General features: G+C 69.3%; 28 protein-coding genes. 11 read left to right on the top strand and 17 right to left on the bottom strand.

The features are described 5' to 3' along the window. From AB0P11_RS01990 to AB0P11_RS01975, 4 genes are all read right to left on the bottom strand, one after another. Complete coding sequence (locus AB0P11_RS01990) at window positions 1-1,089, bottom strand: ABC transporter permease (protein WP_053098570.1); 1,089 nt, start codon at window positions 1,087-1,089, stop codon at window positions 1-3. After that, complete coding sequence (locus tag AB0P11_RS01985) at window positions 1,086-1,892, bottom strand: ATP-binding cassette domain-containing protein (protein ID WP_056276431.1); 807 nt, start codon at window positions 1,890-1,892, stop codon at window positions 1,086-1,088. Before AB0P11_RS01985 ends, AB0P11_RS01990 begins: the two co-directional genes overlap by 4 nt. Next, a complete protein-coding gene (locus AB0P11_RS01980) occupies window positions 1,889-2,713 on the bottom strand; it encodes an ABC transporter ATP-binding protein (RefSeq protein ID WP_053098568.1) in 825 nt (274 codons plus the stop codon). The genes AB0P11_RS01985 and AB0P11_RS01980 overlap by 4 nt, the downstream gene beginning before the upstream one ends. Window positions 2,714-2,784: 71 nt before the next feature. Beyond that, window positions 2,785-4,452 carry an ABC transporter substrate-binding protein gene (locus AB0P11_RS01975; protein ID WP_363519315.1) on the bottom strand — a complete coding sequence of 556 codons (1,668 nt, stop codon included), beginning with the start codon at window positions 4,450-4,452 and terminating at the stop codon, window positions 2,785-2,787. Window positions 4,453-4,618: 166 nt separating this feature from the next. Here AB0P11_RS01975 and AB0P11_RS01970 point away from each other — a divergent pair, with 166 nt between their 5' ends. Both AB0P11_RS01970 and AB0P11_RS01965 read left to right on the top strand, forming a co-directional pair. Further along, window positions 4,619-5,266, top strand: a complete 648-nt coding sequence (locus AB0P11_RS01970; RefSeq protein ID WP_053098566.1) for a TetR/AcrR family transcriptional regulator — start codon at window positions 4,619-4,621, stop codon at window positions 5,264-5,266. Window positions 5,267-5,275: 9 nt separating this feature from the next. Continuing rightward, the gene (locus tag AB0P11_RS01965; protein ID WP_053098565.1) at window positions 5,276-6,490 is read left to right on the top strand and encodes an amidohydrolase; all 1,215 of its coding nucleotides are present in this window, start codon (window positions 5,276-5,278) and stop codon (window positions 6,488-6,490) included. Between the two features lie 116 nt (window positions 6,491-6,606). Here the strand turns inward: AB0P11_RS01965 and moaA are convergent, their stop codons facing one another. The 5 genes from moaA to AB0P11_RS01940 form a co-directional block, all read right to left on the bottom strand. Then, window positions 6,607-7,692: a GTP 3',8-cyclase MoaA gene (gene moaA, locus AB0P11_RS01960; protein ID WP_363519311.1), complete on the bottom strand. Its 1,086-nt coding sequence runs from the start codon at window positions 7,690-7,692 to the stop codon at window positions 6,607-6,609. A gap of 168 nt (window positions 7,693-7,860) precedes the next feature. Further along, complete coding sequence (locus tag AB0P11_RS01955; protein ID WP_363519308.1) at window positions 7,861-8,940, bottom strand: ABC transporter ATP-binding protein; 1,080 nt, start codon at window positions 8,938-8,940, stop codon at window positions 7,861-7,863. Continuing rightward, entirely contained in the window at window positions 8,937-9,725 is a 789-nt protein-coding gene (modB, locus tag AB0P11_RS01950) for a molybdate ABC transporter permease subunit (protein WP_053098563.1), read from the bottom strand. The genes AB0P11_RS01955 and modB overlap by 4 nt, the downstream gene beginning before the upstream one ends. After that, window positions 9,722-10,501, bottom strand: a complete 780-nt coding sequence (gene modA, locus AB0P11_RS01945; RefSeq protein WP_363519305.1) for a molybdate ABC transporter substrate-binding protein — start codon at window positions 10,499-10,501, stop codon at window positions 9,722-9,724. Before modA ends, modB begins: the two co-directional genes overlap by 4 nt. 1 nt (window position 10,502) lies before the next feature. Beyond that, complete coding sequence (locus tag AB0P11_RS01940; RefSeq protein ID WP_056276411.1) at window positions 10,503-10,895, bottom strand: TOBE domain-containing protein; 393 nt, start codon at window positions 10,893-10,895, stop codon at window positions 10,503-10,505. Window positions 10,896-11,045: 150 nt separating this feature from the next. On the opposite strand from AB0P11_RS01940, the gene AB0P11_RS01935 reads away from it, so the two are divergent. The 4 genes from AB0P11_RS01935 to AB0P11_RS01920 are packed head-to-tail and all read left to right on the top strand — an operon-like array spanning window position 11,046 to window position 13,769. Then, a complete protein-coding gene (locus AB0P11_RS01935; RefSeq protein ID WP_363519302.1) occupies window positions 11,046-11,816 on the top strand; it encodes a HesA/MoeB/ThiF family protein in 771 nt (256 codons plus the stop codon). Further along, the gene (glp, locus tag AB0P11_RS01930) at window positions 11,813-13,060 is read left to right on the top strand and encodes a gephyrin-like molybdotransferase Glp (RefSeq protein ID WP_363519299.1); all 1,248 of its coding nucleotides are present in this window, start codon (window positions 11,813-11,815) and stop codon (window positions 13,058-13,060) included. Before AB0P11_RS01935 ends, glp begins: the two co-directional genes overlap by 4 nt. After that, window positions 13,057-13,536: a cyclic pyranopterin monophosphate synthase MoaC gene (moaC, locus tag AB0P11_RS01925; protein ID WP_363519296.1), complete on the top strand. Its 480-nt coding sequence runs from the start codon at window positions 13,057-13,059 to the stop codon at window positions 13,534-13,536. Before glp ends, moaC begins: the two co-directional genes overlap by 4 nt. Next, window positions 13,533-13,769, top strand: a complete 237-nt coding sequence (locus AB0P11_RS01920; protein ID WP_056276399.1) for a MoaD/ThiS family protein — start codon at window positions 13,533-13,535, stop codon at window positions 13,767-13,769. The genes moaC and AB0P11_RS01920 overlap by 4 nt, the downstream gene beginning before the upstream one ends. Window positions 13,770-13,894: 125 nt before the next feature. On the opposite strand, the gene AB0P11_RS01915 is transcribed toward AB0P11_RS01920, so the two are convergent. From AB0P11_RS01915 to AB0P11_RS01895, 5 genes are all read right to left on the bottom strand, one after another. Beyond that, on the bottom strand, window positions 13,895-14,335 hold the full coding sequence (locus AB0P11_RS01915; protein WP_072590597.1) for a molybdenum cofactor biosynthesis protein MoaE: 441 nt from the start codon (window positions 14,333-14,335) through the stop codon (window positions 13,895-13,897). Next, window positions 14,332-14,820, bottom strand: a complete 489-nt coding sequence (locus tag AB0P11_RS01910; protein ID WP_363519291.1) for a MogA/MoaB family molybdenum cofactor biosynthesis protein — start codon at window positions 14,818-14,820, stop codon at window positions 14,332-14,334. Before AB0P11_RS01910 ends, AB0P11_RS01915 begins: the two co-directional genes overlap by 4 nt. A gap of 41 nt (window positions 14,821-14,861) precedes the next feature. Then, complete coding sequence (locus AB0P11_RS01905) at window positions 14,862-16,502, bottom strand: molybdopterin-dependent oxidoreductase (RefSeq protein WP_056276389.1); 1,641 nt, start codon at window positions 16,500-16,502, stop codon at window positions 14,862-14,864. 84 nt (window positions 16,503-16,586) lie between these two features. Next, entirely contained in the window at window positions 16,587-16,856 is a 270-nt protein-coding gene (locus tag AB0P11_RS01900; RefSeq protein WP_053098553.1) for a hypothetical protein, read from the bottom strand. 83 nt (window positions 16,857-16,939) lie between these two features. After that, the gene (locus AB0P11_RS01895) at window positions 16,940-17,638 is read right to left on the bottom strand and encodes a GTP pyrophosphokinase family protein (RefSeq protein ID WP_053098552.1); all 699 of its coding nucleotides are present in this window, start codon (window positions 17,636-17,638) and stop codon (window positions 16,940-16,942) included. 108 nt (window positions 17,639-17,746) lie between these two features. Here AB0P11_RS01895 and AB0P11_RS01890 point away from each other — a divergent pair, with 108 nt between their 5' ends. Further along, on the top strand, window positions 17,747-18,106 hold the full coding sequence (locus tag AB0P11_RS01890; protein ID WP_056276387.1) for a nuclear transport factor 2 family protein: 360 nt from the start codon (window positions 17,747-17,749) through the stop codon (window positions 18,104-18,106). Window positions 18,107-18,197: 91 nt separating this feature from the next. Beyond that, window positions 18,198-20,285 (top strand): APC family permease, encoded by a 2,088-nt coding sequence (locus tag AB0P11_RS01885; protein WP_053098550.1) that lies wholly within the window; start codon window positions 18,198-18,200, stop codon window positions 20,283-20,285. A gap of 6 nt (window positions 20,286-20,291) precedes the next feature. Here the strand turns inward: AB0P11_RS01885 and AB0P11_RS01880 are convergent, their stop codons facing one another. Beyond that, a complete protein-coding gene (locus tag AB0P11_RS01880; RefSeq protein ID WP_285363778.1) occupies window positions 20,292-21,698 on the bottom strand; it encodes a PLP-dependent aminotransferase family protein in 1,407 nt (468 codons plus the stop codon). Between AB0P11_RS01880 and AB0P11_RS01875 the strand changes: the two genes are divergently transcribed. From AB0P11_RS01875 to AB0P11_RS01865, 3 genes are read left to right on the top strand one after another with little or no spacing between them, the layout of a single operon-like run. Then, window positions 21,697-22,644, top strand: coding sequence for a DMT family transporter (locus AB0P11_RS01875; protein ID WP_056276382.1), 948 nt, complete (start codon window positions 21,697-21,699; stop codon window positions 22,642-22,644). The two genes, AB0P11_RS01880 and AB0P11_RS01875, sit on opposite strands and share 2 nt — an antisense overlap. Continuing rightward, window positions 22,644-23,255, top strand: coding sequence for an FMN-binding negative transcriptional regulator (locus tag AB0P11_RS01870; protein ID WP_056276380.1), 612 nt, complete (start codon window positions 22,644-22,646; stop codon window positions 23,253-23,255). The genes AB0P11_RS01875 and AB0P11_RS01870 overlap by 1 nt, the downstream gene beginning before the upstream one ends. A gap of 9 nt (window positions 23,256-23,264) precedes the next feature. Continuing rightward, window positions 23,265-23,888: a GNAT family protein gene (locus AB0P11_RS01865; protein WP_363519284.1), complete on the top strand. Its 624-nt coding sequence runs from the start codon at window positions 23,265-23,267 to the stop codon at window positions 23,886-23,888. On the opposite strand, the gene AB0P11_RS01860 is transcribed toward AB0P11_RS01865, so the two are convergent. Then, window positions 23,852-24,553 carry a GntR family transcriptional regulator gene (locus AB0P11_RS01860; RefSeq protein WP_363519281.1) on the bottom strand — a complete coding sequence of 234 codons (702 nt, stop codon included), beginning with the start codon at window positions 24,551-24,553 and terminating at the stop codon, window positions 23,852-23,854. The genes AB0P11_RS01865 and AB0P11_RS01860 overlap by 37 nt on opposite strands. Before the next feature lies 1 nt (window position 24,554). After that, window positions 24,555-25,295, bottom strand: a complete 741-nt coding sequence (locus AB0P11_RS01855; RefSeq protein WP_363519279.1) for a GntR family transcriptional regulator — start codon at window positions 25,293-25,295, stop codon at window positions 24,555-24,557. Window positions 25,296-25,329: the final 34 nt, after the last annotated feature.

Raw genomic sequence — 25,329 nt, 5'->3', positions numbered from 1 at the left:
TCAGGCCTCCGTCTGGCGCGTGCGCGGGTCGAGGTATGCGTAGACGATGTCCGCCAGGATGTTGGCGACCAGCACCGACAGCGTGATCACGAGGAACACGCCCTGCATGAGGGCGAAGTCCTTCGCGTTCGTGGCGTCGAGCAGCAGCTTGCCGACGCCCGGGTAACTGAAGACCATCTCCATGACGATCGTGCCGCCGACGATGAACCCGATCGAGAGGGCGAAGCTCTGGATCTGCGGCAGCACCGCGTTGCGAGCGGCATACGCCCACAGCACCCGCCTGTTCGGCATGCCCTTGGCCTGGGCGACGGTGATGTAGTCCTCGTCGAGCACCGTGAGCATCATGTTGCGCATGCCCAGCATCCATCCGCCGAGCGAGGCGATGATGATCGTGACCGCCGGCAGGGTGCCGTGCACGATGACCTGGCCGATGAAGTCGAGGCTCCATTCGGGTGACTGCCCCTTGTCATAGGCGTGTGACGACGGGAACCACTTGAGGGTCGACGAGAAGATCGCGATCGCGATGAGACCGAGCCAGAAGTACGGGATCGTGTTGAAGAACGTCGTGATCGGGATGAGGGCGTCGAGCCTGCTGCCGCGCTTCCAGCCGACGATCGCGCCGCCGACCGTGCCGAGCGCGAACGAGATGATCGTGGCGAGACCGACGAGGCCGAGCGTCCACGGGAGAGCGGATGCCAGCACCTCGCTCACCGGACGCAGGCCGTGCAGTGTCGAGATGCCGAGGTCGCCGCGGAACAGCATCGCCCAGTACTCGATGTACTGCTGCCACATCGACTTGTCGGTGTCGATGCCGAGCAGCGCCCGCAGCGAGTCCGCCGCCTCGGGACTGATGTTGCGGTTGCGCGCGAGGTACGAGCTGACCGCGTCGCCCTTCATGAACCGCGGGAGGAAGAAGTTGATCGTGATGGCCGCCCACAGCGTGAACAGGTAGAAGCCGGCCCGACCGGCGAAGAACCGCCAGGGCACGACGGCTCGCCCCTTCTGCGCGACGGTCGCGGTGGTGCCGACCTCGAGCGCGTCGCGGTTCTCCTGGTCGATCTGACCCAGATCGGGGGATGCGGTGGTCACAGTGCACCTCCGTGCGAGCCTGTCGTCGCGAAGTGCTTGTCGGGGTCGGGCGACGCCGCCCGCAGCTCGCGCGTGTAGGGGTCCTGCGGGGTGAGGATCACGTCGTCGGCGTCGCCGTACTCGACGACCCGACCCTGGTTCAGCACCATGATCTTGTCGCTGAAGTGACGGGCGGTGGCGAGATCGTGGGTGATGTAGAGCACGCCGAGGCCCTCCTCGCGCTGGAGATCGGCGAGCAGGTTCAGCACTCCGAGACGGATCGACACGTCGAGCATCGACACCGGCTCATCGGCGACGAGCAGCGACGGCCGCGAGGCGAGCGCACGGGCGATGGCGACGCGCTGACGCTGGCCGCCCGACAGCTCATGAGGGCGGCGGTCGATCACGGCATCCGCGTCGAGGCGCACGCGCTCGAGCAGTCGGCGCACCTCTGCCTCGGTGTCCTTCTTGGGGACGACGTCGTCGAGACGGATCGGGCGCTCGAGGTGATAGCGGATCGAGTGGTACGGGTTGAGCGAGGCGAACGGGTCCTGGAACACCATCCGCAGCTGCTGGCGGTACTTCCGCAGTCCCCTGCCGTGCCGCGGGATGGGTGCGCCGTCGAGCCGCACCTCGCCGGACGTGGGCGTCTCGAGCTGGGTGAGGATCTTCGCGATGGTCGACTTGCCGCTGCCCGACTGGCCGACGAGACCGATGGTCTGGCCGGAGTTCAGGGTGAAGCTGATGTCGTCGAGCGCCTTGAGCTGGCCGGCTCCGCGGACGTTGTAGATCTTGCTGACGTGGGCGAACTCGAGAGTGGTCATCGGGTCAGCACTCCTCTCGCACCGGTGAGTCGGGGGAACGACGACAGCAGGGTCTTCGTGTAGTCGTTCTGCGGGTCGGTCCAGATCTGCTCGGCGGAGGCCAGCTCGACGATCTCGCCCTCGCGCATGATGGCGATGCGGTCGCTGATCTCGAGCAGCAGCGGAAGGTCGTGGGTGATGAAGATCACCGAGAAGCCGAACTCGTGCCGCAGCTGCGAGATCTGCTTGAGGATCTCCCGCTGCACGAGCACGTCGAGCGCCGTGGTCGGCTCGTCCATGACCATCAGCTGCGGGCGCAGCGCCAGGGCCATCGCGATCATGACACGCTGGCGCATGCCGCCGGAGAGCTCGTGCGGGAACGACCGGGTGCGCTGACGCCCGACCTTGACGATCTCGAGCAGCTCCTCGGCCTCGGCCCTGCGCTGCCGTCGCGTCATGTCAGGGCGGTGGATCTCGAACACGTCCTCGAGCTGCGAGCCGATCGTCGCCACCGGATTCAGTGCGTTCATCGCGCCCTGGAACACCATCGAGACCTTGTCCCAGCGGAACTTCTGCATCGCCTCGACGTCGAGCGCGTTGATGTCGACGTCGACACCGGATGCATCGTGGAAGGTCACGCTGCCGCCCGCGATCACCGCAGGGGCCCGGAGCAGACGCTGCACGCCGTAGGCGAGCGTGGTCTTGCCGCATCCACTCTCCCCGGCGAGACCGAGGATCTCGCCTCTCTGCAGTTCGAGCGTGACGTTCTTCACCGCCTCGACGGGAGGGTCGACGTCGTACACGACCGAGAAGTCGCGCACGCTGAGCAGTGGTTCTGACATGAAGGGTCCTTCGTCGGTCGGGAGGTCGGTGGGAGGGGCGGATGCTGCTGCATCCGCCCCTCCGGGACTGCTTACTCGGCCGGCTTCAGCTTCGTGAGGATCTGCACGATGTTCTGCTGCGTCGGGTCGCCCGAGGCGTACGGGTCGTCCTCCGAGGGCCACCCGACGTAGTTGCGGGTGTTGTACTCGCCGAGAAGCGGGTGCGCGCCCAGCGGGATCGCCGGGACCTGCTCGACGAAGATCTGCTCGAGCGTGGTGATCGCCGCAGTGCGCTCCTCATCGGACGACGCGTTCGCGTAGGTGTTGAGCGCCTCGGTGGCCGTGGGGTCTTCGAAGCGTCCGAAGTTGAACCCGGCGATGCCCTCGGGCGAGATCCAGCGCGGGTCCATCGTCGACGTGTACAGGCCGTAGGCCGTGCCGCTGTCTTCCAGCCAGTGGATGATGGCCGAGAACGAGCCGTCGTCCCGGGGGCCTGCCCAGCCGCCCCAGTCGGGCATGTCGATCTTGACCTCGGCGCCGATGGCCTCGGTGACGTCTTCGGCGATGAGCTCCTGCGCGGTGTTCCAGTCGCTCCAGCCCGAGGGCACCGAGAGCGTGAACGAGACGGGCGTGCCGTCGGGGTCGATCAGCGCGTCGTCCTTCCACGTGTATCCGGCGCTCTCGAGCAGGTCGCGCGCCTTCTCGGCGTCGACCGAGTACTCCTCGCCCTGGAACTCGGGCTGGATCTCGTCCTCGAGGATCGACGACAGACCGGTCACCGACCAGACCGGCTCGCTCGCGCCCTCACGGGCGATGTCGACGTAGGCGTCGCGGTCGATGACCCAGGCGAGCGCCTGGCGGAACGCCACATCGTCGAACGGCTTCTGCTGCAGGTTCATGAACAGCGTCGCCGAACCCGTGGTCGGCGCGACGAAGAACTTGTTGTGCTCGGGGTCGGCGTCGAGGAACTGCTCCTGGATCTGCGGGATGAACGCCTGCGCCCAGTCGGCCTCGCCCTGCGCGAGAGCCGTCGTCAGAGCGGTGTTGTCGCCGTACGAGACGTAGTGCAGCTCGGGAACCGCGAGATCGCCGCCCCAGTAGTCGTCGCGGGCCTCGAGCGTGACCGACTCGGTCGACCAGTTGGACAGGGCGTAGGGGCCGGTGCCGACCAGGTCGTCGCCCTTGACGGGGTCGGTGGCCGGCTCGTCGAGGTTCTCCCAGATGTGCTTCGGCACGATCGGCACGTGCAGGACGCGCGCCTGGTTCACGTACTTCGATTCGCCGAAGTTCAGGGTGACGGCGTCGCCCTCGACGGTCGCCCCCTCGAACTTGAGGCCGGCGGTGTCGAGCTCGGGGGTCGACACGAGCTCGTAGGTGAAGACGATGTCGTCGGCGGTGAACGGCTCGCCGTCGCTCCAGGTGACGTCCTTGCGGGGCACGACGGTGAGGGCCGTGTAGTCGTCGTTCCACTCGATGCTCTCGGCGAGCCAGGGGGTGACCTCGCGGTCGCCGGTCTGGTTGACGAGACCGAGGGTCTCGAAGATGACCTTGCCGTAGCCGTACTTCGACGCCGACGAGTCGCCGACGTAGGGGTTGTTCGACTCGGTGGTGATCGCACCGTCGGGCTTGGCGATCGTCAGTGCTGCGCCGCCGGATCCGGCGTCACCGTCGTTCGATCCGCCGGCTGCGCAGCCGGCGAGGGCCGAGACGCCGAGGGCGGAGATCGCCGCGACGGCGATCATGGACTTTCTGAGCTTCATTGCTTCTCCTTGGGCACGGGTCGTTGTGCTGTGTGGCTGTCGGTGCCCGGGCATCCGACTGCATTCGCTTACTGGCGAGAAAGTAAGCTGGTGCGAGGTTACTCGTTGGTAAGTAGAGTTGGCAAGTACGATCCAGTGCAGGATTCCGTGCAGAAGAGGATGGACCATGTCGAAGGATGCTGTCGCCCACACGTCCGTCCGGCCTGCCACCCGCGAGAAGCGCGAGCAGATCCTCAAAGCCGCCGTCGAGATCTTCGGCAACAAGGGATCGACCAACGGCACCCTCGCCGATGTCGCCGAGCAGGTGGGCATCACCCACGCCGGCGTGCTGCACCATTTCGGGTCGAAGCAGAAGCTGCTGCTCGAGGTGCTCGCCTACCGCGACCAGGCCGACGTCGCCGAGCTCGCCGAGAAGCACATCCCCGGCGGACCCGAGCTCTTCCTGCACCTCGTGCGCACCGCCATCGCCAACGAGCGGCGCCCCGGGATCGTGCAGGCGTACACCGTGCTCTCATCGGAGTCCGTGACCGACAACCACCCCGGCCGCGAGTACTTCGAAGAGCGCTACACGACGCTGCGACGCGAGGTGACGGATGCCTTCCACGCCCTGTGCGCGCAGGAGGGAGTGACCGAGCCCTCGACGATCACGACGGCCGCCGCCAGCATCCTCGCCGTGATGGACGGCCTGCAGCTGCAATGGCTGCTGCATCGCGACGTGTTCGACCTCGGCGAGGCGAGCGAGTTCGCGATCCGGTCGATCGTCAACGGCGTACTGCATCCAGGACCGGCACTGGAGTCGTACCGCCGCGACTAGGCTCGGGCCATGACGATCGACCTCGAAGCGCTCTACACCGACCTGCACCAGCATCCCGAGCTCTCGTTCCAGGAGACGCGCACCGCCGGCATCGCCGCGGGCCACCTGCGGGATCTCGGCCTCGAGGTGCACGAGGGAATCGGCGTCACCGGCGTGGTCGGCATCCTGCGCAACGGCGACGGCCCGGTCGTGTGGGCGCGCGCCGACATGGACGCGCTGCCCGTCGGCGAGGAGACCGGGCTGGCGTACGCGAGCACCGCGACCGGCATCGATCCGGCCGGCAACACCGTGCCCGTCATGCACGCCTGCGGCCACGACATGCACGTCACGGCGATGATCGGCGCCGTCGAGAAGCTCGTCGCCGAGAAGGCCGACTGGTCGGGAACCGTGGTCGTGCTCATCCAGCCCGCCGAGGAGTACGGCGCCGGGTCCCGTGCCATGCTCGACGCCGGACTGCGCGATCTCGTGCCGCACCCCGACGTCGTGCTCGGCCAGCACGTCACTCCCCTGCCCGCCGGAACCATCGGCGTGCGCCCCGGCACGCAGATGGCGGCATCCGACGGACTCACCGTCGTGCTGCACGGACGCGGCGGACACGGCTCACGCCCGCACTCCACGATCGACCCGGTCGTCATGGCCGCGGCGACCGTCATGCGGCTGCAGACCATCGCATCGCGCGAGGTCGACCCGCGCGATGTCGCGGTGGTGACGGTCGGCTCGATCCATGCGGGCCTCAAGAACAACATCATCCCGGCCGAGGCCAAGCTCGAGCTCAGCCTGCGCTATCCGAACGACGAGATGCGCGACAAGGTGCTCGCGAGCGTCGAGCGCATCGTGCGGGCCGAGGCGGCGGCATCCGGAGCCGAGCGCGAGCCCGAGATCCGCACCGACCACACCCTGCCGCCGACGATCAACGACGCCGATGCCACCGCGCGCGTCACCTCCGCCCTGCAGCGCGCGCTCGGCGAGGCGTCGGTCGTCGACCCCGGGATGTTCACCGGCAGCGAGGACGTGTCGTGGTTCGCCCGCGACACCGGCGCGCCGCTGGTCTTCTGGTTCTGGGGCGGCATCGATGCGGCGAAGTTCGCGGCATCCGCCGCCGCCGGCACGCTCGACAAGGACATCCCGACCAACCACTCGCCGTTCTTCGCGCCCGAGATCCACCCGACGATCGAGGTCGGCGTCACCGCACTGTCGGCCGCCGCGCGGGAGTTCCTCGACTGACGCGCGTTCTCGCCGTTCACAATTCAGCATGAGCGGTCGGGATCGGGCCGGATTCAGGCCCTGAGCACGCGGAACGCACGTTCTCTGCTGAATTGTGAACGCGAAGCGGGGCTGACTCAGCCGCCGATGGCGTTCATGCCACGGGCGGGCTGCAGGAATGACGGGTCGTTGATCGCGTGCCCCGGCAGCTTGCCGTGCACGCAGGAACGCAGCATGGCGCCGATCGCATCGGCTCGCTGAGCGGGAGCAGCCTGCGCGTCCGGCCGCAGCACGCCGATCAGGTCGTACTCGGCATTCGAGAAGAGGCAGTTTCGCAGTTGTCCGTCGGCGGTCAGTCGAAGTCGGTCGCACGCGCCGCAGAAGGGTGCGGTGACCGAGGCGATGACGCCGACCTCGTGCGGTCCGCCGTCGATGCGCCACTTCTCCGCCGGCGCACCGCCGCGGCCGGGAACCGGCTCCAGCTCCCACCGCGCGCTGAGCTTCTCGAGGATCTCCTCGCGCGTGACCATCGAGGCGCGATCCCAGGTGTGCCCGGCGTCGAGCGGCATCTGCTCGATGAAGCGCAGCTGCGCACCGACCTCCATCGCGAACGCGACCAGGTCGGGCAACTCGTCGTCGTTCACGCCGCGCATCGCGACCGTGTTGAGTTTGAGCGGGCGCAGTTCGGATGCCGCCGCTGCCGCGATGCCCTCGAACACGTCGTCGATGCGGTCTCGACGCGTGAGGTCGGCGAAGCGCTGACGATCGACCGTGTCGATGCTGATGTTCAGTCGCGTGAGGCCGGCGTCGATCAGGTCGGGCAGGTGCTTCGCGAGCGTGATGCCGTTCGTCGTCATGGCGACCTCGACAGGGCCTTCGTCCCCCTCGATCGCCGAGACACGGCGCACGACGTCGACGATGTCGGCACGCAGCAGCGGCTCACCGCCGGTGAGCCGGAAGGTGCGGATGCCGAGCGATGCGGCGACCTGCGCCACTTCGACGATCTCGTCGGTCGACAGGATGCTGGTGCGCGCGAGCCATTCGTTTCCCTGCTCGGGCATGCAGTAGGTGCAGCGCAGCGAGCAGCGGTCGGTCAGCGAGATGCGCAGGTCGCGGTGCACGCGACCGTGGGTGTCGATGAGTCCCTGCGACGCGGGCGCGGGGTCTGTGGCGACCACGGGATGCGGCGAGCGCACACCGATCACGACCGGCACGGCCGTCATCGCAGTTTCCCTCTCCCCGACATGTTCCGAGACTACCCGCGCCCCGCGTCGTGCGGCCCATGCGGGCGCGACGACCGGCATATTGCCAGGTCCTCTCGGGACGCGCGGCGCTCGTCCAGGCCACCTGGCTGGAGATTCACCCGGGAGTTCACCAGTCATCGGGCGAGCTCAGCGCACGGCTGCAGCTCGAGGAACTGCGACGAACCGCACCAGCGCCGGATCCACACGCAGACGGATCAGATCGCCGACCGCCACGCCTCCGGCAGCATCCAGCGACAGGTCGATCGCGCCTGCATCGGTGTGCACGCACACGCCTCCCAGCGTGGGCTCGATGCGCCTCACCGCAGCCGGCCACGACTCCGGTCCCGCCTCGGCGATCCGCACATCGCCCGGGCGGAAGACCGCGGCGAGTGCCGCGCCGTCGGTCGCCGCGAGAGCACGCGATGCAGGATGGGCGCTGGTCAACCGCGCGTCGCCGCTGCGCCATGCTCCCCCACTCGCGACCCCGACCAGGCGGTTGACCCCGGCGATCGACGCGACGAAACCGGATGCCGGGGCGGCGAGCACCTCGCGCACCGGGCCCTCCTGCGTCACGCGACCAGCCTCGACGACGATCAGCCGGTCGGCGAGCGCGACGGCATCCGCGGCATCGTGCGTGACCGCGACGGTCGTGGTCGAGATGAGCTGGTCGCGCAGCATCCGCCGGATGTCGCCGGCCGTCTCGGGGTCGAGGGCGACGAGTGGCTCGTCGAGCAGTACGACGCGAGGGGATGCGGCGAGCGCGCGAGCGACCGCGACCCGTTGCTGCTCGCCGCCGGACAGCTCGTGCGGCATCCGCTCTCCGGAGCCGGGGAGTCCGACCCGTGCGAGCCAATCGTCGGCCCCCGCCCGCGCCGCGCGTGCGTCAGTGCCCGCGGCACGGGGCCCGAACGCCACGTTCTCGCGCGCCGACAGATGCGGGAACAGCCGGGGCTTCTGCCCGAGCAGCACGACCCCGCGGCGCATCGGCTCGGTCCTCATCCGAGGCTTCGCGACCCGGTCGACGACCCGGCCCTCGACGGCGATCTCGCCCCCGCCCAGTGGCTCGAGTCCGGCGAGCGCCTGCAGCAGCGTCGACTTGCCCGCTCCGCTGGGTCCCATCACGGCGACCGTCTCGCCGGTCTCGACCTGCAGCGAGACATCGACGGTGAAGTGCTCTCGCGGCACGACCACGCGGGCGCGCAGCCCGGCGACAGTAGGCGCGCTCATCGAGCGGCACCCGGCCGCCAGCCGCGCACGAGCAGCAGCACGAGGATCGCCGTGGCGAGCAGCAGCAGCGCGAGGGCGACCGCGGCCCCCTGGGTGACGCCTGCGCCGTTGAAGGCCGTGTAGATCGCCAGGGGCATGGTCTGCGTGACGCCGGGTCGGTTGCCCGCGAAGAGTGCCGTCGCGCCGAACTCGCCGATGGCCCGGGCGAAGCACAGCACCACGCCCGCGACGATCCCGGGCGCCGCGAGCGGCAGCGTTATGCGGCGCAGGATCGTCCAGCGGCCGGCTCCGAGCGCGGCGGCGGTCCGCTCGTACTCGACGCCGGAGGTGCGCACAGCCCCTTCGACCGCCAGCACGAGGAACGGCAGCGCCACAAAGGTCTGCGCGAGCACGACGGCCGGCGTACTGAAGGAGATCCCGAGACCGCCGAACCACCCCGCCCGCCCGAACAGGTAGAGCAGGGCGACACCGCCGACCATCGGCGGCAGCACGAGCGGCACCGTGACAGCGGCCCGCAGCACGGCGGCCAGGCGGGGCCCGGAGCGGGCGATCGTCAACGCCAGCGGCACACCGATCACGATGCACAGAAGAGTGGCGACGAGGCCGGTGCCGAGCGACAGGAGCAGAGCCGAGCGCGCGGCCTCCGACGTCACGTCGGCGATGAAGGTCGACCACTCGACACGGGCGACGAGCGCCGCGAGCGGGAGGATGAGGAACGCGAGACCGATCAGGGCCGGGATGGCCAGGGCACGCGGCGCGTATCCGTGTGAAGCGGCCGCAGTCACGGCGCTCCGAAGCCGAAGTCGGCCAGGATGCTCTGGCCATCATCCGACAGCACGAACGCGACGAACGCGTCGGCGGCCGCAGAGTTCGATGCCTCTGACAACGTCGCGATCGGATAGTGGTTGACGACCTCGTCGGCACCGTCGGGCACGATCACCTCGACATCGTCGCGACCGACGACGTCGGTGGCGTAGACGAGGCCCGCATCCGCCTCACCGGCTGCGACCTTGGTGAGCACGGCGGTGACGTTCTGTTCGAGGCTCGCGGCGTCGACCGCGACGCCGGCGTTCGAGAGCAGCGTCGCCGAGGCGGCGCCGCACGGCACCTCGGGGGCGCACAGCACGGTGGTGACGTCGGCCAGATCGGCGAGGGTCTCGACGCCACCCGGATTGCCCGTGGGAACGGCGATCACGAGCGTGTTGGAGGCGAACAGGGTCGGGTCGACCGCGGCATCCTCGAGCTTGTCCATGTTCGCCTCGTCGGCCGAGGCGAAGACGTCGGCCGGAGCGCCCTCGCGCAGCTGGGTGACCAGCGTCGACGATCCGTCGTAGACGCCGCTGAACGTCACATCGGGGTTCTCGTCGGTGAAGGCCGCACCGATCTCGTCGAAGGCGCCCGACAGCGATGCGGCGGCGTACACCGTGAGCTCGCCGCTGACGGCACCCTCCGGTGCATCTCCCGAGCTGGCAGGGGCCGGGGCTTCGGCGGTGCACCCTGTGAGGGCGAGAGCGGCGGCGGCCAGGACGACCGCGACGGTGCGACGCAGGGCGCGATTCATGTCAGCCCTTCGGCACTTCGACGACGACGTTGGTCGCCTTGACGGATGCGGTGGCGAGCGAGCCGACCTCCAGGTTCAGCTCGCGGGCGGCCTCGGCCGACATGAGCGAGACGACGCGGTGGGGTCCGGACTGCAGATCGACCTGTGCCATCACTCCGTCGATCTGCACGCGCGTCACGATGCCGACGAAGCGGTTGCGGGCGCTCGAGAGAGCATGATCCGACGCCTGCGCCTCCTCGGCGAGCTCCACAGCGCGGGCGGCGAGAGCGTCACCGGGGATCTCGGCAGGGACGGCATCCGTCGTCGGCAGCAGGCCCTGATCGATCCAGCGCCGCACCGTGTCATCGCTCACTCCGAGCAGCTGTGCTGCGCGGGCGATCCGAAAGCTCTGCATGGGTGCACACTACCGCAGACGCGGATGCTGACACAGTAAATCACCGCATTCGCGGAAGCAACGCGCTCGCGCGGCATCCGTCCGCGGCGAACTCCGGACGAATACCCTCGCGCCCGCCGCAATCGCTCACCCCGGGCATAGCCTGGTGCCATGCAGCCGCTCGTCGCTCCCGCGCCCGCCCTCGACCCGGCCGAACTCGTCCGCACCGCCAGGCACGCGGTGCTCACGGGCATCGGAGAGGAGGGGCAGCGCCGTCTCGCCGCGGCCCACGTCACCGTGGTCGGCGCCGGCGGCATCGGCTCCCCCGTGCTCCTCGCACTGGCCGCGGCAGGAATCGGCAGCATCACGGTGATCGACGACGACATCGTGGAGCTGACCAATCTGCAGCGCCAGCTCGCCCACCGTGTCGAGGACATCGGCCGCCCCAAGACCATTTCGGCGGCGCGCGCGATCAGCGCACTGTCACCGGGTGCGGAGGTCATGACGGCCTCCGAGCGACTCGACTCCGAGAACGCCGAGCGCCTGTTCGCCGGGGCCGACATCGTGGTCGACACGAGCGACTCCTTCGCGACCCGCCGCGACGTCGCCGCTGCGACCGAGACCCTCGGCATCCCGCTCGTGTGGGGTGCCGTGCAGGAGTGGCACGCGCAGGCCACCGTGTTCTGGTCGAATCCCCCCGAAGGCCACACGCCCGTGGTGCTCACCGATCTCTTCCCGCTCGGCACCGAGGGCGAGCCGCCCAGCTGCGCGCAGGTCGGCGTGCTCGGGGCCCTGTGCGTGCAGGTGGGCGGGATGCTGGCGGGCGAGGTCGTGAAGCTCATCACCGGGGCGGGCGAGCCGCTGCTCGGCCGGCTCGCGATGATCGACTCCCTCACCTCGAGACAGCACGAGATCGCTATCCGTTCGGCGGTGTCGGCATGAGCGCCGCGGACGGCGGCCGCCGATCCGTCGAGGATCAGCTCGCGCGGGTGCTGGATGCCGTACGCGCACTGCCCGCCGAGACACGGGCGATCCGGGACGCGGCCCAGCGCACGCTCGCAGAGCCTGCGACGGCGGCGCACGACATCCCGCTCTTCGACAACTCCGCGATGGACGGCTTCGCCGTGCGAGCGGCGGATGTCGCCTCGGCATCCGACGAGAACCCTGTCGTGCTCCGCGTCGTCGCAGATCTGCCCGCCGGGGTGTCGGACGACCCGGCACTCGGAGCCGGCGAGGCGGCACGCATCATGACCGGCTCACCCGCCCCGACGGCGGCGGACGCGATCGTGCCTTTCGAGGACACCGTCGGCGGTCTCGCCGATTCGCTCGGCGAGGTGCGGGTGCTGCGCGCACCGTCGACCGCAGGAGCGTTCATCCGCCGTCGCGGCGCCGACCTGCGCGCCGGTGACGCAGTGGTGCTCGCCGGCGAGCGCCTCGGAGCGTTCCAGCTGTCCGCCGCCGTCGCCGCCGGGGTCGAGAGCGTGACGGTGACACGCGCACCCCGGGTGGCCGTCGTATCCACCGGCAGCGAGCTGCTCGAGCCGGGCGAGCCCGCAGCGCGCGGCCGCATCCCCGATTCCAACGGTCCGCTGCTCGAGCTCCTCGTCGCCGATGCCGACGCCGAGGTCGTGCTCGTCGCCCGAGTCGCGGACGACGCCGATGCCGTGCGCACCGTCACGGCGACCGCCGTAGAACGCGGCGCTGACGTGATCGTGTTCACCGGCGGCGTGAGCGCCGGTGCGTACGAGCCCGTGCGCGGCGCGTTCGACGGACAGGGCGAGGTCGAGTTCGCGAGCGTCGCGATGCAGCCGGGCAAGCCGCAGGCGTTCGGTGTGCTCGACGCCGGCACTCTGGTGTTCGGTCTTCCCGGAAACCCCGTGAGCGTGGCGGTGTCGTTCGAGGTGTTCGTGCGCCCCGCACTGCTGGCGCTGCAGGGTCGCTCCGAGATCCACCGCCCGCGCGCATCCTTCACCGCGGATGCCGCGTGGACCACCCCGCCGGGACGCCGTCAGTACCTGCCCGCCGTCGTCGACCTCGTGAACAGGACCGTGCGCCCGGCGACCTCGGGCGGCTCGGGATCGCACCTGGCCGGCGGACTCGCCCGCGCCCACGCGTTCGCCGTCGTGCCCGCTGAGGTCGAGGCCGTCGCCGTGGGCGATGCGATCGATGTCATGCTGGTCGGATGAGCTTCACGCATCTCGATTCGGCCGGCCACGCCCACATGGTCGATGTGACCGGCAAGCAGCCGACGGTCCGCACCGCCACCGCGCGCGGATTCGTGCGCTGCGGCACCGAAGTCATCGCGGCCCTGCGCGACGGCACCGCACCCAAGGGCGACGTGCTCGCGGTCGCCCGCATCGCCGGCATCCAGGCCGCCAAGTCGACACCCGCTCTGCTGCCCCTCGCCCACGTGATCGGCGTGCACCGCGCGTCGGTCGAACTCGACATCGTCGACGACGGCGTGCACGTCGAGGCGACCGTCGGCACTGCCGACCGCACCGGCGTCGAGATGGAGGCCCTCACAGCGGTCTCGGTGAGCGCCCTCGCGATCGTCGACATGATCAAGGGCCTCGACCGCTCGGTCGTGATCGAAGACGTGCGCATCGTCGCGAAGTCGGGCGGGCGCTCGGGCGACTGGGTGCGCGAGGGAGAGACGCTGTGACCACCCGCGTCCGCTATTTCGCTGCGGCCGCCGAGGCCGCGGGCACCGACGCCGAGGACCGCGGCGAGCACTCGCTCGAGCAGCTGCGCGCCGCCGTCGTCGCCGACCATCCGGCGCTCGCCGACATCCTTCCGCGGTGCGCGGTCATGGTCGACGGTGTGCGCAGCGATGACGACCGTCCGCTCGACGACGCCCAGCTGATCGACGTGCTTCCCCCGTTCGCCGGGGGATAGGCCGCAGGCGAAGCGATGCCCGCGGGGCGTGCGCTTCGTGCGGCGATCTGCGCGTCAGAAGGACGCGGATGCCGAAAACGGCCTTCAGAAGCGCGAATGGCCGCGTGAAGCAGCCGCAACTCGACTCAGCCGCCGATGCCCTTCCACGAGGTCGAGCCGTCCGACTCGACCTGGCGCTTCCACACCGGCAGCGACGTCTTGATGTCCTCGATGACCGCGCGGCACACCTCGAAGGCCTCAGCACGATGCTCTGCCGCGACCGCGATGACCACAGCCGCATCCCCGACGTCGAGGCGACCGATGCGGTGGCTCACGGCGACCACGACCCTGGCGTCGCCGACGGCATCCGCTGCCGCCTCCTCGGCGATGCGTCGCAGCGTCGGCTCCGCATCGGGGTGCGAGCTGTATTCGAGCCCGACCACCGGGGTCGTCGCATCGGGGTCGTTGTCGCGCACGCGCCCGATGAAGGTCGTGACCCCGCCCAGGGCCGGGTCGTCCACCGCAGCGAGATGCGCGTCGACGTCGAGCTTCTCCTCCGAGATCGCTGCGATCCGCACCTCGTTCACGAGTGATCACCGCCCTCGACCTGGTCGACGACGTGTCTGGCGACGGTGAGCACGACGGGAACACCGGATGCCACGGCCCGGGGCGACCCGGGAAGATTCACCACGAGCGATCCGGCCGGGTCGACGATGCCCGCCACGCCACGAGAGACCAGGGACAGCGGGGTGTCGGCGAGGCCGCTGCGGCGCAGCTCCTCGGCGATGCCGGGCACCTCGCGGGTGATCACCCGACGGGTGCCCTCCGGCGTCTCATCGCGCGGACTGACGCCGGTCCCCCCGGTCGTCACGATCAGCCTCACGCCGCGGGCCACCGCTCGGCGCAGCGCATCCGCGACCGAGGTGGCGCCGTCGGCGATGACCTCGGCATCCGGGCAGTGCCACCCGGCATCCCGCAGCAGCCCGACCGCGATCGGCCCTCCCCTGTCTTCGCGTTCACCCGTGAAGGATCGATCCGAGACAGTGATCACGCAGGCGGGGAGCGACGTCATGGCTCCCACACTAGGGCGAGACCCGGGGTCACGCACCGGCATCAGGCGACTCGGATCAGCGACCGCTGCCACCCCGACGAACCGTTCGGCGCGATCGGCGCCCGCTCTTCGATCTGCAGGTCGCCGTTCTTGTTGATGGCTCGCACGGCCACGTAGTGCGTGCCCGGCGTGGCATCCCACTCCATGAACCACTGCACCCAGGTGTCCTCGTTGATCGGTGCCGACAGCGTCGCCGGCATCCAGTCGCCCTCATCGATGCGCACCTCGACCCGCTCGATGCCGACCGACTGCGCCCACGCGACGCCCGCGATCGGGATGCGGCCGGCCTTGACCGCCTCGCCGACCTTGGGAGTGTCGACGCGCGAGGCGAACTTGATCGGCGCCTCGGCGCTGTATCCACGCGGGGTCCAGTAGGCCTCGTCCTTGTCGAACGTCGTCACCTTGAGCTCGGTCAGCCACTTCGTCGCCGAGACGTAGCCGTAGAGACCGGGAACGACCATGCGCACCGGGAACCCGTGCTCGAGCGGCAGCGGCTCGCCGTTCATGCCCACCGCGAGGATCGCATCGAGGTTGTCGTCGGTCAGCGCCGACAGCGGCGTGCTCGCGGTGTATCCGTCGACGCTCTTCGACAGCACCATGTCGGCTCCGGACTTCACCCCTGCCTTCTTGAGAACATCGCGCAGCGGGACGCCGAGCCACTTCGCATTGCCGACGAGGTCGCCGCCCACCTCGTTCGAGACGCAGGTGAGGGTGATCGCATACTCGTCGAGCCCCATGTCGAGGAGGTCCTGGAAGCTCATCTCGACGCGCTGATCGACCATGCCGTCGATCACGAGACGCCAGGTGCTGGGGTCGATCGTGGGCACGGTCAGCGCGGTGTCGACGCGGTAGAAGTCCTTGTTCGGGGTGAACAGCTTGCTCAGGCCCGGGATGTCGAGCTCGGCGCCCTTCGGCACCGTGACCGTCGACTTCGGCGCCGGGAGCTTCAGCGCCTCCCGGATCGACGCCACGGAGGCGACCGTCATGCTCACCGTGCGCGACGCGATGCCGACGACGACCGCCGAGACGCTCGCGATCCCGGCGAGGATGAAGAACTGCCGACGCCCCAGATCCTTCGGCGGCTGCGCGGCATCCTGGCCCACCGTCCCGGTGCCGGTCGCGGCGAGACCCTCACCCTTGCGGTCGGTCATCACGGCGGGAACCGCCGAGGCCTTCCACGTCTTCAGACGGCGGATCAGGAGCACCATCAGGATCGACCCTGCGATGGTGCCGAGCACGGGTGGCAGGAAGGCGAGGGGCGTGACTCCCGCCCTCGTCACGATCGCCGCGGTGGAGAGCGCGCCCGCGACCACCAGGGCGATCACGCCGAGCGGGGGACGGAGCAGCTGAAGGATTCCGGCGATCGCCGACGCGATCACCACCGCGAGACCGAGACCGACCAGCAGCGCGATCTTGTCGTACTCGCCGAAGGTCGCGATCGCGAATTCCTTGAAGGGCTGCGGCACGATGTCGATCACGAAACCGCCGACCGCGAGGATCGGGCTCGCTGAGCGCGCGAAGATCAGCGCGAACAGCTCTGCGGTGGCGAGGAAGACGGCACCGCTGATCACACCCGAGAGTGCTGCCCAGAGGATGAATCGTCTGCCCTTGCTGCGCTGTGGGTCTTTGCTGCGCTGTGCCATGATCTGCTCCTTCGCACCGCCGACGGTGTGGTCAGCGGTTGTTCGGAGCGAAGGCGCGAACGGATGGTCGCGAGCGCCGGTGCGTCAGAGACGCCGCGCGGTGATGGTGTCGCGGTCCTGCAGCTGGCGCAGAGTGCGCAGGCACCGGGAGCACAGGATCTCGACGCGACGCGGGTGGTTCTCCCCGCAGACGCAGTCGACCGTGACGCGCCACTTGGCCTTGCGTCCGCAGGCGGCATAGGCCTCGTCGTCGCCGTGGTCGCACTCGCACAGCTGGCGTCCGCGGTCGAGACCGGGGAGCTCGACGAGGGTGCGCTCGAGGTCGGCGACCGGGGGCTGCTGCGTCTTCACCACCTGCCCATGCTCCCGGAGCCCGCCGCCGCGCGCAACACCGCGCCGCTCGCGTGCGCCGCGCACCGGAGACGACGAGCGTCGGGTCAGACCTGCACGACGTGCGGCGGGGGCGGCGGCGCGAGCTGGCGCTGCGGCACTCCGTGCGCCTCGCGATGCAGACGCTCCATGCGGCTGTCGAGCTCGGCGGCGGCCTCGGCCGCATCGGTCAGGCTGTCGACGAGGTGCGAGGGCACCTGGTTCGAGAACTTGTAATAGATCTTGTGCTCGAGGCTGGCCCAGAAGTCCATCGCGATGGTCCGGAACTGCACCTCGACCGGCACCGCGAGCGCCCCGGTCGACAGGAACACCGGCACCTCGATGATCGCGTGCAGGCTCTTGTAGCCGTTCTCCTTCGGCGTGGCGATGTAGTCCTTGACGGTGCGCACGGTGACGTCGTCCTGCGCGGTGAGCAGGTCGAACAGGCGGTACACATCGGCGACGAAGCTGCACGTGACTCGCACGCCGGCGATGTCGGTGATCTCGGAGCGGATGCGTTCGAAGTCAGGCTCGACGATGCCCTTGCGGGCGATCTTCTCGACGATGCTGTCGGGGGTCTTCAACCGGCTCTTGACGTGCTCGATCGGGTTGTACGCGTGGTGATGGGTGAACTCGTCACGCAGGATCGAGATCTTCGTCTCCACCTCCCGCATCCCGAACTCGTACTCGCGCAGGAACCGCTGGAACTCATCGCGGAGCTCCCGAGTCTGCTGGATCGCATCGTCGGTGAGCTGAAGGGACGTCATGCATCCGACGTTACGCGTTCGTGATCGGCGCAGGCTGTGCATCGCCGATGAGAAATTCGGTCCGGCGCGGTCTTGACGATGTCTGAGGCCGGGTCTACAACGGACGACATGGCTACCGCAGGCGAGAAGTGGACAGAGGCGTACGTCGAGGCGTGGCGATCGAACGACCCGCAGCAGATCGCGGCGCTCTTCAGCGAAGACGCGATCTACCTCACGAGCCCCGACGCCGAGCCGCGGGTCGGTCGGGCCGACATCGTCGCCGGCTGGCTCGAGGACCTCGACGATCCGGGCACGTGGTCGTTCGAGTGGTGGATCGTCCGCGAGGATGACGACTTCGTGGCGATCGAGGGGCGCACGCAGTACCCGTCTGAAAGGGACTATCTCAATCTCTGGATCGTCCGACTGGATGCCGAGGGCCGGGCGACCGCGTTCACCGAGTGGTACATGCCGCGCCCTCATTCCGAGTGACCGCCTCGGCCGCGTAAGGATTCCGTTAGGGACACCGGGGCACCCGTAGGGATTCCGTGAGGAACGCGTGAGGAAGCCGTTCGCGGGCGTAATGTCGCCCGACGTGTCAGATGAAACCCGGGACAACCTCGACGCTCCTCCTCGCGTGAAGCGCATCCTCATCGGCGACCCGCTGACGAGCGCACAGGTCGACGATCAGCTGCTCCCGAAGAAGATGGCGTTGCCGATCTTCGCGTCGGACGCCCTGAGCTCGGTCGCCTACGCGCCGCAGGAGCTCGTGATGATCCTCCTCATCGGCGGACTGACGTTCCTGTCGTTCACGCCGCTCGTCGCGGTCGCGGTCGTCGTGCTGCTGATCGTCGTCGTGCTCAGCTACCGGCAGCTCATCAAGGCCTACCCCTCGGGCGGCGGCGACTACGAGGTCGCCTCGAAGAACCTCGGCGAGATCCCCGGCGTCATCGTCGCGGCCGCGCTGCTGGTCGACTACGTGCTGACGGTCGCCGTGTCGGTGGCATCCGGCGTCGACAACATCATCTCGGCGGTGCCGGGCCTCGATCCGCTGCGCGTCGAGCTGGCGGTCGGATTCGTGATCCTCATCATCCTGGTGAACCTGCGAGGAGTGCGCGAGGCCTCGCTCGTCTTCGCGATCCCGACCTACGTGTTCATCGCCTCCGTCGGCTTCATGATCGTGACCGGGCTGTTCCGCACCTTCCTCGGCGATGCGCCGGTCGCCTCGAGCGCCGAGTTCGCCGTGCACTCCGAAGACCTCGGCCAGGCCGCGGTGATCCTTCTGATCCTGCGGGCGTTCTCGAGCGGATGCTCGGCCCTCACCGGCGTCGAGGCGGTGTCGAACGGCGTGCCCGCCTTCCGCACCCCGAAGGTCCGCAACGCCCAGACCACGCTCGTGCTGATGGGTTCCATCGCCGCGTGCCTGTTCGCCGGGCTCACCGCCCTGGCCCTGATCACCGGCGTGCACTACGCCGAGAACCCGTGCGACCTGATCGGCTTCGACTGCTCGAACCCGCAGCCGAGCCTGATGGCGCAGATCGCGTCTGCGACGTTCGGCGGCGGCAGCATCCTGTTCTTCATCATCCAGGCGGCGACCGCCTGCGTGCTGCTGCTGGCGGCCAACACCGCCTTCAACGGATTCCCGCTGCTCGGCTCGGTGCTCGCCCGTGACGGATACGCCCCCAAGTCACTGAACACCCGCGGCGACCGCCTCGTGTTCTCGAACGGCATGATCGTGCTGGGGATCGCGGCGATCATCGTGCTCGTGGTGTTCCAGGCGAAGCTCACCACGCTGATCCAGCTCTACATCATCGGCGTCTTCGTGTCGTTCTCGCTCGGGCAGATCGGCATGGTCCGGCACTGGCGCCGCGTGCTGCGCGGGCCGCTCGAGACGACTCCCGGGTCGGGCGTCGACGGCGCCTCGGCATCCGACCGCCGCTCTGCGAAGATCGGGCTGGTCATCAACTCGGTGGGCGCCGCGATGACGGTGGCGGTGCTGCTGATCGTGACGATCACGAAGTTCACGCACGGCGCCTACCTGGTGTTCTTCGCGATCCCGGTGCTGGCGTTCCTGATGATGGGTGTGAAGCGGTACTACCGCGACGTCGAGCATGAGATCGCGATCGACGACACGACGAAGTTCGGCGCGACCGGCGACCTGGCGATCGTGCTCGTCAACCGCCTGCAGAAGCCCGTGATCAAGGCCATCGACTATGCGATCGCCGCCAAGCACGGCAAGACTCTGGCGGTGCACGTCGCCGTCGCATCCGACGATGCCGCGCAGCTGCAGAAGGACTGGGCAGACCACCTGGTGCCGATCCCGCTGGTGATCGTCGAGTCGCCGTTCCGGTCGTTCGCACAGCCGGTGACGCAGTTCATCAAGCAGTACCGCGAGAAGCACGGCTCGTCCGTGGTCACGGTCTATCTGCCGCAGTACATCGTGGGGCACTGGTGGGAGACGTTCCTGCACAACCGCCGCTCCCGCCGCCTGGCCAACCAGCTGATGCTCGTGCACGGGGTCTCGATCACGCTCGTGCCGTGGCTGCTCGACTCGTCGGAGCTGATCTACGGCCGACGCTCGCGCCCGCTGCCGGGGCAGGAGCGCGCAGGGCGACCGGTCGTCGTGAACGGCCGCCGCGCGCACCGCCCCGAGGGTCCGCCCGAGAGCTGACGCCGGTCAGGATGCCGCGAGCACACCGCCGAGGATCTCCGCCGCCTCGGGGAATCGCGTCGGGTCGGCGTTCGCGTAGTTGAGTCGCACATAGGCTCCGGAGGGCTCCGCGGGGAACCATTCGGATCCGGGAGAGATGATGAGGCCGCGGGTCTCGCATCCTCGGACCACGCCGACGACATCGGTGCCCTCCGGAAGCCGCACCCAGAGGTTGAGGCCACCGGCCGGCACCGTCTCGACCGTCGCGGTCGGGGCGTGCTCGGCGAGGCTCGCGAGCAGCAGATCGCGTCGCGCCCTCAAGTGGTCGCGGAAGCCACGCAGGTGGCTCTTCCACGCCGGCTGGGTCACGACGTCGAGCGCGGCAGCCTGCAGCAGCCCGCTCACGTACATCGACTCGGCGGCACGGTCGGCGAGGATGCGCTCGCGCGCCGGGCCCCGCACGATCACCGCGGCGATCCGCAGTGCGGGCGAGACGCTCTTGGTCAGCGAACGGAGATAGACGACATGGCCGTCATCGTCCATCGCCGCGATCGGACGCGGATCGCCGTCGATGGCCAGATCGTGCGCCCAGTCGTCTTCGATGAGGAAGGCACCGTGCCGCCGCACGCTCTCGAGAACGGCGAGGCCGGTCGACGCGGGCCACCTGGCGCCCGTCGGGTTGGCGAACGTGGGCTGCGCGTAGAACGCACGAGCGCCGGTCTCGACGAACGCCCGCTCGACGGCATCCGGATCGGGCCCGTCCGGCCCCGACGGGATCGGCACCAGCACCACCCCGGCCTGCTCGGCGGCGAGAAGAGCACCCCAGTATGTGGGCGACTCGATCAGCAGAGGCTGCCCTGCCCCGACCACGGCTCGGAAGATGGAGCTCAGCCCGCTCTGGCTGCCCGCGATCACGAGCGCATCCCTGGCGGATGCCGGAGTGACGTCTGCGGGGGCGGATGCCGCGAGCTCAGCCGCGAACCAGGCCTGCAGCTCCGGCATCCCGGCGGCGGGCGAGCGAGTGAGCGCTGACGAGGTGCGTGCCGCACGGGTGATCGCCTGACGGACCAGCCGCTCGGGAAGCAGGTCGACCGCCGGATACCCGGAATGCATGCCGATCGCGTCGGGAGCGACAGTGCGCTGCGTCGAGGTGAGCCCGGCGAGTCGCGCGGGAGGAGCCCCGAGCGCGGATGTCTGCCAGCCGTAGTCGGCGGGGCGCGGCGTCTTCTGCGCGCGCACGAACGTCCCCGCGCCTGGTCGAGATTCGATCAGGCCCAGCCGGGCGAGGCGTCCCATCGCCTTCTGCACCGTCACAGGGCTCGCTCCGTACTGCGCGACGAGCGCTCGATTCGAGGGAACCCGAGACCCCGGAGGCGCCGCCTCGATCCACCGACGCAGTTCTCCTACGATCCGGTCACTGCTATCCTGACTCATGAAAGAACAGAGTAGCGTTATCGCTCCTGCTCGCACAGCGCTATCCCGTGCGGGCCTCTGGTGGGGGCTTCTCGGCGTCGCCGCCTTCTCGTTCACCCTCCCCTTCACCCGCATCGCGGTCGGCGGCCTCTCGCCTCTGTTCATCGGATCCGGTCGCGCGGTCGTCGCCGCAGCGCTCGCTGCCATCGCTCTGGCGGCCACCCGGCAGCATCCGCCGACCAGGGTGCAATGGTGGCGACTCGCGATCGTGGCCGGTGGTGTCGTCGCCGGGTTCCCCCTCTTGACGTCGTTTGCCATGACCGCCGCACCGGCGAGCCACGGCGCCGTGGTGATCGGCCTGCTCCCCGCAGCGACGGCCGTCATCGTCGTGCTCCGCACGCGCGAACGGCCGGGACGTGCGTTCTGGTGGTTCGCCGCACTCGGCGCCATCACGGCGGTGGTCTTCGCGTCACTGCAGAACGGGGATCTCGGCGCACTCCACTGGGCCGATCTGCTGCTGTTCGCCGCGGTGCTCGCTGCGGCTGTCGGCTATGCGGAGGGCGGCCTGCTGGCTCGGGAACTCGGAGCCTGGCAGACCGTGTCGTGGGCGCTCGTGCTCGCCGCGCCGCTGATGCTCGTGCTGACCCTGGCCTCGGCGGTCGCCGACCCGCCGACGGCATCGCCGGTGCAGTGGCTCGCCTTCGCCTACCTCGCCGTGGTGAGCATGTTCCTCGGATTCTTCGCCTGGTACCGCGGGCTCGCGATCGGGCCCATGGCCCCGGTGAGCCAGATCCAACTGGTCCAACCCGTGATGAGCATCGCGTGGGCCGCGCTGCTTCTTCATGAGCAGATCGGATGGCCCACCGCGCTCGGCGGCCTGGCCGTCATCGTGTGCGCCGCGCTCGCGGTGCGCACCCGACTGATCCATCCCCGACCCACCACCCGCCCCCTGAACGAGGAGTTCTGATGCGCCACACACCCCGTTACCTGATGACCGACCCGCTCGAGGTGAAGCGCCTGATCCGCGGCAACCCGTGGGCGACCTTCGTGTCCCCCGCGAGCACAGGGCTGGTCGCTTCGCATTACCCCGCGCTGCTGATCGAAGACGAACACGAGATCGTGATCGCGAGCCACTTCGGTCGCCCCGACGAGCAGCTGCATGAACTGGGCGCGCACGAGGTGCTCGTGATCATCCAGGGCCCCCACGACTACGTGTCGCCCAGCCTCTATGCGCCCGGCGACCTCGTGCCCACCTGGAACCACGTGACCGCTCATCTCCACGGCACTCCCGAGATCCTCACCGAGGAGGAGAACTACGCCATGCTCGCGCAGCTGACCGACCACTTCGAGAAGGGAACGCCGCACGGGCGCAGCCTGTCGGAGGACGAGGCCGGCACCCGGCGAGCGGCGAAGGGAACCGTCGGGCTGAGGATGCGTGTCGACCGGTTCGACGCGCGCGCCAAGCTGAGCCAGAACAAGTCTCCCGAGGTGCGAGACACCATCACCGGGCGGTTCGACGAGACGAACGCGGCACTCGCGGCCGAGATGCGTCGAGTGTCCGGCCACGCCCCTCAATAGGCTGGGGAGATGACCGATTCGCCGCACACCGACGTCTGGCCTGTCCGTACCGAGCGGCTGCAGATCCGGCCGATGACGGCACCCGACGTCGACGTCATGTGGGAGTGGCGTCGACGGCCGGAGGTGAACCGGTGGCTCGGACTCGCGCCGGCCACACTCAAGGAGTTCCGCGAGCGGTATCTCGACCCCGGCCGGCTCACGTCGATGTACCTCGTCGAGCTGATCACGGAGAACGACGGGCCCACGCCGATCGGCGACATCATGATCAGGATCGGTGACGGCTGGGCGCAGCTCGAGGTCGCCGATCAGGCGAGGGGCGTCGAGGCCGAGCTCGGCTGGGTGCTCGACCCCGCGCACACCGGTCGCGGCTATGCGACCGAGGCCATCCGCGCCGTGATCGACGTCTGCTTCGGTCCGCTGGGGCTGCGCCGGGTGCACGCCGGATGCTTCGCCGACAACGAGCCCTCGTCGCGTCTGATGGAGCGGCTCGGCATGCGCCGGGAGGAGTTCAGCCGCAAGACCGCTCTGCATCGGTCGGGCGAGTGGCTCGACGGGCTCAACTATGGCATCCTCGCGGAGGAGTGGACACCGACGCGTCAGAGTTCTGTGACCCCGTCGACCACGAACGTGTAGAGGTCTCTCACCAGATCCGTCGCTTCGAGGCGGTCGCGATCGCGCGCTGCGGCGACGAGCGCGTCGACGACCGATCGGAGCATGGCGGGGTTGCGGGGCCGGCTGAGCGAGCGGATGCCGAGCACCAGCGCCGTGCGCTTCGACGCGTGCAGGGCGCTGAGGTGTCGGTTGCGCGAGAACACCGCGAGCAGGTCGAGCAGTTCCCACAGCCCCTCCGCTCCGATGACCTGATCGCTCTCGTCCGACGCCCAGAGTTCGCGGACGGTCGCCGCCCGCTCGGCGAGATCGGCGATCTGCGCCTCGGTCGCCTCCGCGATGCCGAGGTCGGCCGCCGCGATCGACAGGCCGGAGCACTCAGCGGCGACAGCGACGAACCACGCGGGGGTCGGCGTCATGACGACCGACGCCCTGTTCAGACGGTGCTCGATCAGATGCATCGCTTCAAGGGTGCCGAGGGCTGATCGCACGGTCGCCGCGGCGACGGTGAGCCGCTGTGCGAGGGCGGTGACCGATAAGGGATCGCCGGGCGCCAGTTCGCCCGACTCGATCGAGTGCGCGAGCGAGTCGACGACGGCATCGGCTCGGGAGGTGATGACGGGCGGTGGCTGCTCGACCCCTCCCAGCAGTCGCGTGGAGTTCAGCCTGTCGATCCGCCGGTCGGGCATGTCAGTCCCCGGGTAAGAGGACGGCGGGCGTCGAGCCGGCGGAGACGGAGGCGGATGCCGCGGCGAGCGCCGCCGCCGCGCGGAGGGGTTCGATCGTCGATCTCAGGAACAGCGGTTCGATGAGGTCGCGTACCCCGACGCCGTCGCGTCGATCGAGCAGGGCACGCAGCTGATCGAGGGCCGCGCGCATGTAGTCGACGAGTTCGTCGGGCACGCGTTGCGCGGGCACTGTTCGGGTGAGGTGCAGCACCAGCTGACCGTCGAGGATGTCGATCATCGTCTGGTTGTGGGCGTTGAGCACGATCTCGCCCCACAGCGCGTACCAGAGGCTGAGCCCCTCGCGACTCGAGGTTCCTGTGAGCTCGGCGACCAGGAGTCCGTCGATCCTCTCGTGCAGAGAGGCGACCTGCTCGTCGGTGTAGGTCGGCACTGCTCTGACGGCGCAGTATCCGATCATGGCGACGGCGGTCTCGACACGTTCCGCCTGTGCCTCGAGGTCGACCGGCGCGACGCGTGTGAACCGGTTGGTGCTGACCTCGATGAGTCCGAGGTCGGCGAGACGGTTGAGAGCCTCGCGGATGGGCGTGCGGGAGACGCCGTATTCGGCCTGCAAGTCCTGGTCGCGAATCTCTTCGAGGGGTTGCATGCGGCCGGAGATGATCTCTTCGGCGAGCGTGGCGAAGACCTGGTCGCGGATCAGCTGCCGCGGCCGGATCGGCAGAGATGCGCTGATGTCGCCCACGGGCACACTTTATGCCGGTGTCATGCCGACGCAC

The sequence above is a fragment of the Microbacterium sp. NPDC079176 genome, from assembly GCF_040686675.1.
Lineage (GTDB): Bacteria > Actinomycetota > Actinomycetes > Actinomycetales > Microbacteriaceae > Microbacterium.
The sequence above is the reverse complement of the archived record's forward strand: the minus strand, read 5'-3'. Positions and strand labels throughout refer to the sequence as shown.